Origin of the sequence: Streptomyces sp. NBC_01352, assembly GCF_036237295.1 — a bacterium.
Classification (GTDB): Bacteria; Actinomycetota; Actinomycetes; order Streptomycetales; family Streptomycetaceae; genus Streptomyces; species Streptomyces plumbiresistens.
The window spans coordinates 1,012,842-1,026,041 of the sequence record NZ_CP108354.1; the positions used below are offsets into that span (position 1 = coordinate 1,012,842).

General features: G+C 70.4%; 9 protein-coding genes and 1 pseudogene. 2 read left to right on the forward strand and 8 right to left on the reverse strand.

The window, feature by feature from the left end:
- Positions 1–121: 121 nt before the first annotated feature.
- The 5 genes from OG252_RS04980 to OG252_RS05000 all read right to left on the reverse strand — a co-directional run bounded on the left by OG252_RS04980 (position 122) and on the right by OG252_RS05000 (position 5,970).
- Positions 122–2,506 (reverse strand): phosphoketolase family protein, encoded by a 2,385-nt coding sequence (locus OG252_RS04980; protein ID WP_266451688.1) that lies wholly within the window; start codon positions 2,504–2,506, stop codon positions 122–124.
- 263 nt (positions 2,507–2,769) lie between these two features.
- Complete coding sequence (locus OG252_RS04985; protein WP_329334016.1) at positions 2,770–3,210, reverse strand: pyridoxamine 5'-phosphate oxidase family protein; 441 nt, start codon at positions 3,208–3,210, stop codon at positions 2,770–2,772.
- A gap of 172 nt (positions 3,211–3,382) precedes the next feature.
- A complete protein-coding gene (locus OG252_RS04990) occupies positions 3,383–4,117 on the reverse strand; it encodes a hypothetical protein (protein WP_329334018.1) in 735 nt (244 codons plus the stop codon).
- A gap of 46 nt (positions 4,118–4,163) precedes the next feature.
- Positions 4,164–4,865, reverse strand: coding sequence for a helix-turn-helix domain-containing protein (locus tag OG252_RS04995; RefSeq protein ID WP_266451685.1), 702 nt, complete (start codon positions 4,863–4,865; stop codon positions 4,164–4,166).
- 34 nt (positions 4,866–4,899) lie between these two features.
- On the reverse strand, positions 4,900–5,970 hold the full coding sequence (locus OG252_RS05000; RefSeq protein WP_329334020.1) for a zinc-dependent alcohol dehydrogenase family protein: 1,071 nt from the start codon (positions 5,968–5,970) through the stop codon (positions 4,900–4,902).
- A gap of 86 nt (positions 5,971–6,056) precedes the next feature.
- On the opposite strand from OG252_RS05000, the gene OG252_RS05005 reads away from it, so the two are divergent.
- A complete protein-coding gene (locus tag OG252_RS05005; protein ID WP_329334022.1) occupies positions 6,057–6,611 on the forward strand; it encodes a tetratricopeptide repeat protein in 555 nt (184 codons plus the stop codon).
- A 45-nt stretch (positions 6,612–6,656) separates the two neighbouring features.
- On the opposite strand, the gene OG252_RS05010 is transcribed toward OG252_RS05005, so the two are convergent.
- Entirely contained in the window at positions 6,657–7,046 is a 390-nt protein-coding gene (locus OG252_RS05010) for a hypothetical protein (RefSeq protein ID WP_266451682.1), read from the reverse strand.
- Between the two features lie 87 nt (positions 7,047–7,133).
- On the opposite strand from OG252_RS05010, the gene OG252_RS05015 reads away from it, so the two are divergent.
- On the forward strand, positions 7,134–10,535 hold the full coding sequence (locus OG252_RS05015) for an AfsR/SARP family transcriptional regulator (RefSeq protein ID WP_329334024.1): 3,402 nt from the start codon (positions 7,134–7,136) through the stop codon (positions 10,533–10,535).
- An 18-nt stretch (positions 10,536–10,553) separates the two neighbouring features.
- On the opposite strand, the pseudogene OG252_RS05020 reads toward OG252_RS05015, so the two are convergent.
- Together OG252_RS05020 and OG252_RS05025 are read right to left on the reverse strand one after the other, a co-directional pair.
- Positions 10,554–11,688 (reverse strand): annotated as a pseudogene (locus OG252_RS05020) (amidinotransferase).
- A gap of 487 nt (positions 11,689–12,175) precedes the next feature.
- A complete protein-coding gene (locus OG252_RS05025; RefSeq protein ID WP_329334026.1) occupies positions 12,176–12,991 on the reverse strand; it encodes an AfsR/SARP family transcriptional regulator in 816 nt (271 codons plus the stop codon).
- Positions 12,992–13,200 lie beyond the last annotated feature (209 nt).

Consider the following 13,200-nt stretch of genomic DNA (forward strand, 5'->3'; position numbering starts at 1 on the left):
GCGGGGTCTCGATGACTCTCGTCGCGTCTTCAATGTCCCGCTGCGGCGACCGGGATCGAAGGGCTGCGAGGCCCCGGGGGCGGGGCCGAACGTCCCTGCCCCCGGGGCCTGTTGGAGCCGTTCAGCCGTCCCAGGTCCAGTCGGCGACCTCCGGCAGGTCGGTGCCGTGTTCGCGGATCCAGGTGTGGTGGCGCAGCCGGGTGTCCTCCATCCGCTGGCGTACGGCGGCGGCGCGTACCGCGAGGCCCGGGACACGGTCGATGACGTCCATCACCAGCCGGTAGCGGTCCAGGTCGTTGCGGACGACCATGTCGAACGGCGTGGTCGTGGTGCCGATCTCCTTGTAGCCGCGCACGTGCAGGTGCGCGTGGCCGGTGCGCCGGTAGGCCAGCCGGTGGATCAGCCACGGGTAGCCGTGGTAGGCGAAGATGACGGGCTTGTCGCCGGTGAACAGGCCGTCGTACTCGAAGTCGCTCATGCCGTGCGGGTGTTCCTCGCTCGGCAGCAGGCGGGCGATGTCGACGACGTTCACCACGCGCACGGACAGCTCGGGCAGATGCGCGCGCAGCAGTTGTGCGGCCGCCAGGATCTCCTGGGTGGGGACGTCGCCCGCGCAGGCGAGCACCACGTCGGGTTCCCGGGAACCGTCCTCGCTGCCGGCCCAGTCCCAGATGCCGGCGCCGCGCGCGCAGTGGGCCTTGGCCTGTTCCATGGACAGCCAGTCGAAGCAGGGCTGTTTGCCTGCCACGATGACGTTGACGTAGTCGCGGCTGCGCAGGGCGTGGTCGGCCACGGACAGCAGGGTGTTGGCGTCCGGCGGCAGATAGACCCGTACCGCTTCGGGACTCTTGTTGAGGATGTGGTCGACGAAGCCGGGGTCCTGGTGGGAGAAGCCGTTGTGGTCCTGGCGCCACACGTGGGAGGTCAGCAGGTAGTTGAGGGAGGCGATGGGGGCGCGCCAGGGCAGGCGACGCGTAGTGCGCAGCCATTTGATGTGCTGGTTGACCATCGAGTCGACGATGTGCACGAACGCCTCGTAGCAGGAGAACAGCCCGTGCCGGCCGGTCAGCAGATAGCCCTCCAGCCAGCCCTGGCAGGTGTGCTCGGACAGGATCTCCATCACCCGGCCGTGCCGGTCGAGGTCTTCGTCCACCTGGAGCGTCTGCGCCTGCCAGGCCTTGCCGCTGGCCTCGTACACGGCCTGGAGCCGGTTGGAGGCGGTCTCGTCGGGGCCGACCAGGCGGAAGTCGCGCCGCTCGGCGGTGGCCTGCATGACGTCCCGCAGCAACTCGCCGAGGACGCGCGTCGGTTCGTGCAGGGTGGCGCCCGGTTTGTCGACCTCGACGGCATACCGCTCCAGGGGCGGCAGGGGCAGCTCGCGCAGCAGCAGTCCGCCGTTGGCGTGCGGAGTCGCTCCCAGCCGGCGTACTCCCTCCGGGACGCAGGCCAGCACCTCGGGCCGGGGGCGGCCGTCCTCGTCGAACAGTTCCTCGGGCCGGTAGGAGCGCAGCCACGTCTCCAGTTGGCGCAGGTGCTCGGGGTTGTCCCGGACGGCGGAGAGCGGGACCTGGTGGGAGCGCCAGGTGCCCTCCACCGGCAGCCCGTCGACCTGCGCCGGGCCGGTCCAGCCCTTCGGTGTGCGCAGCACGATGACCGGCCAGTGGGGACGCTCCGTCGCGCCCTCCTCGCGGGCGGCCCGCTGCAGGGCGGCGATCCGGTCGAGGGCGGTGTCCATGGCCTCGGCCATGCCGCGGTGGACGGCGGCCGGGTCGTCGCCGGTGACATGGATGGGGTCGTGGCCGTACCCCCTGAGAAGCTCGTCGAGTTCCGGCTCGGGGAGCCGGGCGAGCACCGCCGGGTTGGCGATCTTGTAGCCGTTCAGGTGCAGGATCGGCAGGACCGCGCCGTCGTGGACCGGGTCGAGGAACTTGTCGGAGTGCCAGGAGGCGGCCAGCGGCCCGGTCTCCGCCTCGCCGTCGCCGATCACGCAGGCGACCAGCAGGTCCGGGTTGTCGAAGGCGGCACCGTAGGCGTGGGAGAGGGCATAACCGAGTTCGCCGCCCTCGTGGATGGAACCGGGCGTCTCGGGCGCCACATGGCTGGGCACCCCGCCGGGGAACGAGAACTGCCGGAACAGCCGCGCCATGCCGTCGGCGTCCCGCGTGATGTCCGGGTAGGTCTCGCTGTACGAGCCCTCCAGCCAGGAGTTGGCCAGCACGGCGGGTCCTCCGTGTCCCGGGCCCCAGATGCACAGGGCGTCCAGTCCACGGGCCTTGATGACACGGTTGAGATGCGTGTGCACCAGGTTGAGGCCCGGGGAGGTGCCCCAGTGGCCGAGCAGCCGCGGCTTGACGTGCTCCGCGCGCAGCGGCTCGGTCAGCAGCGGATTGGCCATCAGATAGATCTGGCCGACGGCCAGGTAGTTCGCGGCGCGCCAGTGGGCGTCGAGCGCCCTCAGCTCCTCCTCGGTGAGCCGGGCGTACGCCTGCTGCGTGTCGACGGACATGGGAGATCCCTTCCGGGTCGGGGTGTCGATCGGAGGTACGAGCCGGTCCATGCCTTCCACCCTCGGCCGGTCCACCGGGTACCGACAGGGCCAACCGGCCCACCCCTGGTCCCGAGGTGTCCCCTGACCCGTCGGCGATCCGTCGGCGATGTGTCGGCGATGTGTCGGCACCGCGACCGTGGTGTCGGCCTCGCGGGTGGCCTCGATCGGGGCCGGACGGTGGGGGCGCCGACACGGCCGGTACTCGTCAGGTCCTCACGTCCTCATGAATTCAGGTGCACGCCGTACTGCGTGCGGCCGCCGACGAGCTCGCGTCCGGTGACCAGCTCGGGTTCGATGCGCAGGAAGACCTCCTCGGGCGAGGGTGCCCAGGTGCGCGGGCCCATCCGGGACAACCGCTCGTACTCGGCCGGGTCGGTCACCACCGCGGCCCGGCCGGTGACGACGACGCTCCAGCCGGAGTGCGTGACGGCGTCCACCTCGTCGGCCTCGAAGGCGACGACCGCGCCGTCGACCGCGCGAACCAGTTCCGAGGCCGCCGACGATCGCAGCAGTACCGCTCCGTCTTTGTCCAGGCAGAAGTTGACCGGGAGGACGGCAGGCAGGGCCTGACGCGTGTGGACGATGCGACCGAGAGGCACCTTCGCCAGCAGGCGCAGGCACTCCTGCCGGTCGAGTTCGCGGAAACCGTCATTGGGATACATGGCCAACCGTCTTTCACGTGATGCAGCGGTTGCACCCCATCGTCGGCCGGTCGACGCCAGCCGGGGAAAGGCCATCAGTCCCGCCCCTGCCGGAGAACGGCCCCGGATCTGCGGACGATCGGCTCGGGCCGCACACGCGGTGCGCCCGAGAACGGCCCGGCGCCGCCGCCGGCTACTCCTGTTGCACGTGCCCGTCCGCGGACGCGGCGCGCACAGCGTCGTCCCGACCCGCAGAGGGACGCGGAGGACGGGCGCGCAGGACCGACACGTCCATGTGGAGTTCGTCCGGACGGATGTCCAGCCGCGCCCACATCGCGCCGGCGGCGAGCAGGTTGAACGGTCGGTGTGGGGCGCAGCGTACGTCGGAGGCCAGCGCCGGAAGGTTTTCAAGCCGCTCGGCCAGGGCGCGGGCGGCCGCCTCCGCGTCGGCCGCGTGCGGGCCACTCGCCGTCGGCACGGGCTTGCCGGTGCCGGACACCAGCGCTTCGGCGAGAAGCAGCCGTGGTCCGTGCGCGGCCGTCCACCGGTCCGGCTGGGTGGTCGCTGTCGTGCCGGGAGCCACCTCTGCCAGGCGCCCCAGCATCCACGCGGCCTGCGCGACACCGGTGGCCAGGACACCCGCGCCCGCACCCGCGGACCAGGGGCGGTTCCCCTCGCCGGACCGCGCCCGGCCCAGCGCCTTCCACCCGTCCGCCCGATCCGTCGAAGGAACCGGTACGGACATGGGCGCCTCCAGCACGAGTGCGGCCCGGCCGCCGGACGTCAGGTATGTGTTCAGCGCTTGCACCGCCGTCTCGGGGTCGGACCCCTGCCCGGCGAGGGACAGCTCCGGTACGTCGAGTGCGGCCCAGGCGAACCTGCCCAGAGCCACCGAGCCGATGTCGACTCCGACCACTCGCGCTTCCATGCCTCCAAGTCCACCACAGGCCCCGGCCGATGGGGCCCGGCATCGCTCACCCGCCGCCGCCCGAGGAGCCTTCGCCGATCTCACGGCCGGTGATCTCAACAGGGTCGACGCACACCCACAGGTCGCGTCGACCGCCTGCCCAGGGCGCGCTGTGCACCTGGTCCGCCAGTCGGCGTACGGTGTCCGGATCGGTCACGGCACGGGCCCGGCCGCGAACCAGCACGCTCCAGCCCCGGCTGAGCGCCTCGTCGATGTGGTCGACCTCGAACGCGACCCGGCTGCCGAGGACTTGGGCGTGCGCGGAGCCGGGGGCAGTCCTGAAAGCGATCGTGCCGTCGACGACGCCGTAGTTGACGGGCAGGACCGTCGGCCCTTCGTCGGTGATCACCGCGAGTCTGCCCACCCCGTGCCGTGCCAGCCGCCTGCGGCATTCCTCGGCGCTGAGCGCCACGAGCTCCGGGTGCCGGGCGGCCTGGCCCAGGCCGGGCGGCAGATCAAGGTTGCCACCGGTGAGCTCCGTGACACTGGTTTCCAGGGCACCCGCAAGCCGGAGGAGGCTGCCCTGCCCCGGCGCAGCGGTCGGCGTGTTCTCCAGGTACCGGAGGTAGCTGGGAGCCATACCCGCCCGGTCGGCCGCCGCGCGCAGCGTCAGGCCGAGTTCCGCCCGGCGCCGGACGAGACGGCGCCCGAGGTCGCCCCGCGCCCGTCCGGTCCGTGCGTTCGTCTGTGGTGAGGCCTGGTCGAACACGGCTCTCGCCTCCTCGTCCTCTCACGCCGTTGTCTCACGCGGCGGGAACAGCCAGCGCGTCGTGCCGCTGTCCGCCGAGCACCACCTTGAGCGCGCCCGTGTCGGTGGCGCGGGCGAACACGTCGTACGCCTCCTCCATCTGCTCCATCGGGAAGGTGTGGGTGACCAGCTGCGACGTGGGCAGCCGGCCGGCGGCCGCCATCCGCAGGAGTGTGGGCGTGGAGTGGGTGTCGACCAAGCCGGTCGTGATGGTCACGTTCTTGATCCACAGGTCTTCGAGGTGCAGTGTCGCGGGCTTGCCGTGGACGCCGACGTTGGCCACGTGCCCGCCGGGCCGGACCATCCGCGTGCACACCTCGAAGGTCTCCGGCAGGCCGACCGCCTCGATGACCACGTCGGCTCCCAGCCCGTCGGTGAGGTCGGCGATCAGGTCCTCGGGGGCTTCGCGGGCGTCGGCCACGGTGTCGGCGCCGAGCGCCTTGGCGGCCTCCAGCCGGCCGGCGGCCAGGTCCACGGCGACGACCCGCTCGGGGGCGAACAGGCGGGCCGTGGCGATGGCGGCCAGCCCTACGGGGCCGGCCCCCACGACGGCGACGGTGTCTCCCGGCCGCACGCGTCCGTTGAGGACGCCCACCTCGTAGGCGGTCGGAAAGATGTCGGCCAGCAGAACGGCCTGCTCACTGTCCAGGGAGCCCGGCAGCGGGTGTACGGACAGGTCGGCATAAGGCACACGCACGTACTCGGCCTGGGTGCCGTCGATCAGGTGCCCGAGGATCCAGCCCCCACCACCGCGGCACTGGCCATACATCCCTTCCCGGCAGTACCGGCACCGGCCACAGCCGGTGATGCAGGAGACCAGAACCCGGTCCCCGGGCCGCACGGTACGCACGTCACCGCCGACTTCGACGATCTCGCCGACCGCCTCGTGCCCCAGCACCGTGCCGGGGCGCACCTCGGGCACGTCGCCCTTGAGGATGTGCAGGTCCGTACCGCAGATGGTGACGGCGTCGACGCGCACGATCGCGTCCGTGGCCTCCTTGATGCCCGGATCGGGAACCTCCTCCCAGGCGGATCGTCCGGAGCCGTGGAAGACGAAGCCCTTCATGATCGTTCTCCCTTGGTCTGGCGCTTTTGCCGCGTGACACCGACGCAGGGTCCGGTCGGGCCGCGGGTGCGGGGAAGACACCCCACATGTCCAGCGTGCCCGTAGCGGCCGGCGTCCGCTTGGGCCGGTCGGCCCCCGCCGCCGGGCCGGCCGGGACCGTCCGGGCCGGCGGACCGGGCATGGACCGCGAGGGCGACCTGGCCACCGCCCGGGCGTGGTTCGAGGCGGCCCGGCGCCGGGTGCCGGGCTACGCCCCGGCGACCGGTCACCTCGCCGAGGTCGACCTCCTGCTGGAAGACCCCGAGGCCGCCGTCGCCCGCCTGCGCGCCTTGGTGGAGACGAGCGACGACCCCGAGTACGCCTCCCATCTCGCGCTCGCCCTCCGCGTCGCGGGCCGGCACCAGGAGGCCCGGCAGTGGCGGGACCGTGCGGCGCAGCGCTACGACGAACTGGTGCTGCGCCATCCGGAGGCGTACGCAGACCACGCCGCCGACTTCTGGCTCATGGTGGGAGCCGACGTCGGGCGAGGCCTCCAACTCGCCCTGCAGACCCTGGCCATGCGTCAGACGACCCGCTCGTACGCCCTGGTCCGGCGAGCCGCCTTCGCGGCAAGCCATCAGCCGACGCACGTCACGCCGTAGGAAGCGGCAACCGTCTCGGTGTTCCGGCTCGAGTCGTCCCCTGCGTCATCGGCCGAACGCCGTGTGCCGTGTGCTGCCGTCCCCGATCAGCACCTCCCGGAACCCGACGGCGTCCGCGGTGACGGACCCCGTCCGGCGCTCCGCGCGCAGCACGGCGCGGGCCGCCCCGAGGATCTCCTCGTCCGTCTCCACCCCGGAGGCCGTCAGGACCTGGAGCAGCCGGGTCCGCCACACGTCGGGGTCCGTCTCGTACGCGTCCAGCACCCGTAGGCCGTAGCCGCCGCCCCCGCAGTTGCCGCCGCTCCCGGCCAACCGTCGGCGGACCGCCTCTCTCAGCGCGGCGTAGAGATCGTGGACGGTTCCGCGCCCGGAGTCCGTGAGCCCGGGGGCCGACCCTGCGGCCAACGCGGTGGCCACCCACTCCACTTCGGTCACTGGGGCTCTCCTTCAGTTGTGCGGGTTGTGCGATGTCGTGTCCGTCACGATGGGCGAGGGTGCTGCAATGCTGATGAAATTCCGGTGATGTACGGGAGCGGAGGCTTCACGGTGGACGGGGGAACTCCTCGGCGGCTTCGGATCGAGGTGCTCGGGCCGTTACGGGCCTGGCAGGGCGGAACACCCCTGGATCTGGGGCCTGTCAAACGGCAGGCGGTGCTGGCCGCGTTGCTGCTCCGGCAGGGGGCCGTGGTGAGCCACGACCAACTGCTCGACTCGGTGTGGGGGTCACAGCCGCCCGGGTCCGGCCACAAGGTGCTGGCCAGTCACGTCAACCCGCTGCGCAGGGCACTCGACGCCGAAGGCACCCGGCCCACGGAGTCGCTGATCCGCAGCGGCAAGGGCTGGTACCGCTTCCTCGCCGACGACGTCCGGCTCGATGTGGCGGACCTGACCGAGCGGGGCGACGAAGCACTGCGCACCAAAGCGTTCGGCGACCTGGCCGCCGCGACGAACCAGTTGTCCGGAGCGCTCGCACTGTTCCAGGGCGTGCCCTTGGCCAACCTGCCCGGACCGTACGCGCAGGCCGAGCGGGAGCGGCTGCTGGAGCGCCGGCGAACGCTCCGGCTCGCACGGCTCGAGTCTCTGGTCCTGCTCGGCCGGTTCACCGATGCCCTGGACGACCTCGCCGCGCTGTCCGCGTCCGATCCGTACGACGAGTCGCTGTTGGCCCTGCGCATGCGGGCGCTGTACGGCTGCGAACGTCAGGCCGAAGCGCTGAACGCCTACCAGGACGTGCGCGTACGCCTGCGCGACGAACTCGGAGTCGATCCCGGTGAGGAGCTCCGCCGGGTGTACGAGGCGGTGCTGCGCCAGGACGACACCTGCCTCCTCGGTCCGGCAACGCCTCCCGCGCACACACCCTCCCAGCTCGATCTCCGCGACGACCCGGCAGCAGCCGCGCCGATGCGACCAGGGCCGCCGGAGCCATCCGCTCACCCGCCACGCGACAGCGCGCCGCCCGCCCCGGCCGAACTGCCCCACGATGCCGCGGGGTTCGCCGGCCGCACCGAGGAACTCGCCAGACTGCACGGGCTGCTCCCGGCCGAGCCCGGCACGGGGCCGACGAACACGGTGGTCATCTCCGCCATCGGCGGAGCCGCCGGCATCGGCAAGACCGCGCTGGCCGTGCACTGGGCACACCAGGTCCGCGACCGCTTCCCAGACGGCCAGCTGTACGTGAACCTGCACGGATTCGATCACGACCGCGAGCCACTCAAGGCCGGCGAAGCCCTTGAGCTACTGCTGCGGAGCCTGGGGCTCGCGGCGTCCGAGATCCCCGCGGACGCCGAGGCGCAGGCACGCGTGTACCGCACTCTGCTGGCCGACCGACGACTGCTGGTCCTCCTGGACAACGCCGCCTCGGCGGAGCAGGTACGCCCGCTGCTTCCGGGCACCCCCTCCTGCTGCGTCGTCGTCACCAGCCGCAACCGGCTCGGCGATCTCGTGGCCCGCGACGGGGCACACGCCCTGCCCTTGGACCTCCTCCAGCCGGCCGAGGCCCGCGCACTGCTGAGCGAGGCACTCGGCGCGGACCGGCTCTGCGCCGAACCACTCGCGGTCGACGAACTGATCCGGCTGTGCGGCAGCCTGCCACTGGCGCTGCGCGTGGCCGCCGCGCGACTGGCGGGCGATCCGGGCCTGCGCCTGGCCGAGCTGGTCACTGAGATGACCGAAGGCAAACGGCTGGAGGCCCTGGAGCCGTACGAGGACGAGAACTCCCCCTTGCGCACGGCCTTTTGGGCGTCGTACCGAGCTCTGGCTCCGGCCGCGCGCCGGCTGTTCCGCCTTCTCGGCCTCTTCCCCGGACCAGAGCTCACCGCCGAGATCGCGGCAGCCCTCATGGACGTACCGCTGCACCAGGGCCGCCGCCTGCTCGGCGCCCTGGCCACCGCCCACCTCATCGAACCCGAGACGGTGGGCCGGTACCGCTTCCATGATCTCCTTCGCGAGTACGCGCAGGAGCGTGCACAAGCAGAGGAAACAGCGGCCGATCGTGACGCCGCGTTGAAACGCGTCCTGATCTGGTACCTGAACGCCACTCGTGCCACCGCCGGAACGTGGCTCTTCCCTGAACTCCCCCGCGACCTCGGCCACACCGGCCGGCCGGGCATGCCGTCCGCCGCCGGAGCTGACCAATGGCTGGAGGCGGAGCGGGCGAATCTGCTCGCCCTCATCAACCATGTCGGCCGCCACGGTCCCCGCCCCGGCGCCTGGCACCTGGCCAACGCACTGTTCGGCTACTTCTGGCTGCATCTGCCGCGGGCGACGTGGCAGGCCGTCGCACAGACGGCACTGGACGCGGCCATCGCCGAAGGCGACCTGTTCGGTCAGGCAGCCATGCACAGCAGTCTCGGACTGCTCCGGTCCGACCGGGGTCACGTCAAGCAGGCGTTGGATCATCACGCGCGCGTAGGGGACATCAGCCGGGAACTGGGGTGGGCGACGGGCGAGGCAGCGGCCCTCGGGGGCACGAGCCAAGCGGAATGGAGTATGGCGCGACTCGCCAGTGCCCACGCGCATGTCACCACCGGCTTGCGGATCACACGTGAAACCGGAAACCGTCATCTTGAAGCGTTGGGGTTGGTCGTCCTAGGCGTGACCTGTCGGGATCTGGGCCAGCTGCGCGAGGCTGCCGATCAGCTCGAACTGGCCATCAGCCGGAATGCGGAGATCGGCTGGAACGACAACAGCCTGGCTCTGCAGAACCTGGGCTGGGTGTACTGGGAGCTCGGCCGTCTGGCCGACGGCCTTGACGTTCTCGGTCCCGAGGTGAGCACTGACGCGCGGGGCCGGTACCGCAACGACCGCGCCATGATGCTCGACGCCGTCGCGAAGATCAACATCGAGCTCGGCCGCCACGAAGAGGCGCTGGAACAGGCCGAACGTGCCTTTGCCATGGTCAAGGAGAGAGGGCGACGCTGGATTCAGGCCAGCATCCTCAACACGGTCGCCACTGCTCATCAAAAGCAGGCGGACTTCGACCGCTCGCTGCGGACCGGAAGGCTGGCTCTCACCCTGGCCCGCGAGGCGAGATACAGACGTACCGAGGCGGACAGCGTCCTGGGCCTCTCCCTGACACACCAGCAACTGGGTCACCACAACGAGGCCCGCAGCCATGCCGCGCAGGCACTGACCCTGGCACGCGATCACGGGTTCCGCGTGGTGGAGGGGCAGGCCCTGACCGTCCTGTGCGGGATAGCGGAGGCGGAGTCGTCGTACGCGACAGCCATCGCCCTCGGCCAGGAGACACTCGCGATACACCGTCAGACCGGCCACCGGCTCGGCGAAGCCCGCACGCTGATGGTCCTCGGCCGCGCCCTCCACAGGACCAAGGACGCTGCCGCCGGCCCTGCCAGGCAGCAGGCATGGGACATCTTCTCGGACATCGGCGTACCCGCGGAGGAGTACAGGGATCTCGACTGGTGACGTCAGGTCACCTCGACATCAATCGGGACCGTACGACTCGAGCGTGCCGCGCCGGCGGATGTCGAGTGTCGCGCAGTGGAACGAGCCACCGAACGGCGCGTAGTGCAGCAGGTCGCACGGGATCGGCTCGAACCCCCACGCTTCGAGCGCGCGCAGCATGCCGGTGTGGTGCCGCTCCGCGATCACCTGCCTCTCGTCGATCACCAGCACGTTCATGCTGAGCCACTTGCCGCACAGCGAGGTGATCTTGAGCAGGCGCTCATCGATCGGATCGGGTTCGGGGGCGATCAGGATGTCCCACGAGCTCAGCACCTCGGGCAGGCGGTCGACGTCGATGTATTCCGGATTGACCAGCGCCTTGCCGGGCGCGAGCGGGACGAACGTCGTGTCGATGTGCATCGGCGTGCGGCAGCGGCTCTCGATCTCGTGGATGCGATAGCCGGGCCCGAGATGGCGGCGCAACCAGTCGATGCCCATGCGGTTGGTGACATTGCTCCGCGTGACGAACAGGTCGCGTCCCGCGCGTACGAAGTCCGCGGCGTCGAAGACCGGCTCGAACTCGGTGAGGATGTAGCGCATGGGCTCGCCTGCCTCGGGGACACGGAAGTCCGCCTCGAACAGTTCGTCGGTCAGCTGCGGCTTCGGCGCGGCCGTCCAGCGCGCACCGCGCCGGAAGTAGTCCTTGAGGACCGTGCGGTAGGAGTGGGTCTCGAAATACCGGCACGGCCATGCCATCGGCGTCTCGATGATCTCGTCGCCGATCACGAGCATGCTGTCACGCGGACAGGTGTTGCAGAACCCGCGCGACGACCAGTCGGGGGTGCCGAAGCGTCTCCTGTGGTCGACCGCGTCCGGGCGCCTGACCGTGACACCGAGGGACTGCAGGAGGGCGATGAACTGATCGAGCTCATACTGCGCCCGCTCGATCAGCAGGCGCGGGTATCTGAACCCGGCGACCCGTCCCTGCACCCGCGCCGCCCACGGCGGGATGACCGGAGGGGATCGTCGCTCCGTCGAGGCGCCCGACGATGATCTCCTCCAGCGGGTCCCACTCGTTGTGTGAATTGACCGGCGAAACGAGAGTCGCCGCGCGCGTACGAGTTTCGTTCTCTGGCGCCGCCGTCAGAATGCCGGGCCTCTGCAGTGCCTCCATGCCTGATCGCTCTCGATCGCAACAGATCCAGCCAGTTCCCGAATGCCCCGAACGGGACGGATGACACCAGGCTGCCGGAGCACAGGGCCGGTGGACGGGCCACCTGGACCGGGCGTCCGTCCGGTCCTCCGCCGACACGGCGGAGGATCCGATCAGGCACGGCGGAGGATCCATCAGGCACAGCGAGCGGAGGGCTGTTCAGACACCGGTCATGAGGCCTCCTCTTTACGGCGCGTGGCACACGGCACGAGTGAGGTGAGCAAGGGGCGAGAACGCACAGTGGCGGGCGGGGCGGCACGGGTTCGGCTGTCTGCCCGGACCCGCACCAGGGCCACGGTCACGGCACCGTGGCCGGTGCCCGCCGGTACACGGCCGCGCGCGGCACCCGGCTCTCCCCGCCTGGTGCGGGGGCAACGGCAGCTTAGCCACGAACAGTTGAGCCACTGCAAATGCCGTATAAAGCGACCGTGAGTGCGCCACCCCGCGGTCAGTGCATGGCGGGAATGACGCCGGCCGCCTCCAGGCGGGCCGGGTCCGCTCTGAGTATGGCCTCGTGGGCGAGGCGCAGGGTGGGGCCCGGCTCGACTCCGAGCTCCTCTTTGATCACCCGGCGAGCATTGCGGTACGTCCCCAGCGCGTCCCCCTGACGGCCCGCCCGGTACAGGGCGACCATCAACTGGCGGTAGAACGGCTCCCGCAGCGGATGCTGGACGAGGAGGCCCTTCAGGTCCTCGATCACCTCGTGATGGCGGCCCAGGGCCAGTGCGGAGTCGATGCTGAGCTCGGTGCAATTCAGCCGTTTTTCCTCCTGCACAGCCACGAAAGATTCAATTTCCAACGACCCTTGAATTCCCTCCAGAACGGGGCCCCGCCATAGGGACAACGCTCTGCGGAGAAGTTCGGAGGCATGCATGAAATCGGCCGCGCAGTACCGTTCTCGGCCACGGATGTAGAGCGTCTCGAAAACTTGAAAGTCTGTCGTGTCGCCGCTCACATCCAGAATGTATCCCGGTGATGTCGTGGCGATCGGAGACGTTCCTCGAGGATTAATGAGGACTTTGCGCAGCTGTGAGACGTACACGCGCAGACTCGCGAAGGCGCAGCGCGGCGGACCCTGTTCCCAGAGTTCCGCAACCAGCTTGTCCCCCGGTACGGTCTCCCCCGCCCTGATCAGCAACAGGGCGAGCAGTTTTGCGAGCTTGGGCTGCTCGGGCGTCAGGTCGACGCCGCCGCGGGACACCCGCAGCCGCCCCAGCAGCTCATAGCGAAGCGCGTGGTCAGCCTGTAAACAGGACAGGGACACGACAACCCCCCGAATGCGCGAAACGCATTCAACTAAATTCCGGTTCCCCCGTCCGACCCCAGGTCTGGGGCGCCATACGAACAGCAGTTTACTGCTATGCCGTGCAGCTTATGCGAGGTCGTTGCATGATGCCAGTCCGTTCCGTTACACAGCCATTAAGGGGAATGAAAATCCGGCGGCCCGGAACCGAGCCGCCGGAGATAAACCTG

Excerpts from the sequence above, each read along its gene's own strand:
- OG252_RS04980 (WP_266451688.1), bottom strand. The coding sequence starts at position 2,506 with ATGTCCGTCGACACGCAGCAGGCGTACGCCCGGCTCACCGAGGAGGAG.
- OG252_RS05005 (WP_329334022.1), top strand. The coding sequence starts at position 6,057 with ATGTCCAGCGTGCCCGTAGCGGCCGGCGTCCGCTTGGGCCGGTCGGCC.
- OG252_RS04990 (WP_329334018.1), bottom strand. The coding sequence starts at position 4,117 with ATGGAAGCGCGAGTGGTCGGAGTCGACATCGGCTCGGTGGCTCTGGGC.
- OG252_RS05015 (WP_329334024.1), top strand. The coding sequence starts at position 7,134 with ATGTACGGGAGCGGAGGCTTCACGGTGGACGGGGGAACTCCTCGGCGG.
- OG252_RS04985 (WP_329334016.1), bottom strand. The coding sequence starts at position 3,210 with ATGTATCCCAATGACGGTTTCCGCGAACTCGACCGGCAGGAGTGCCTG.
- OG252_RS05000 (WP_329334020.1), bottom strand. The coding sequence starts at position 5,970 with ATGAAGGGCTTCGTCTTCCACGGCTCCGGACGATCCGCCTGGGAGGAG.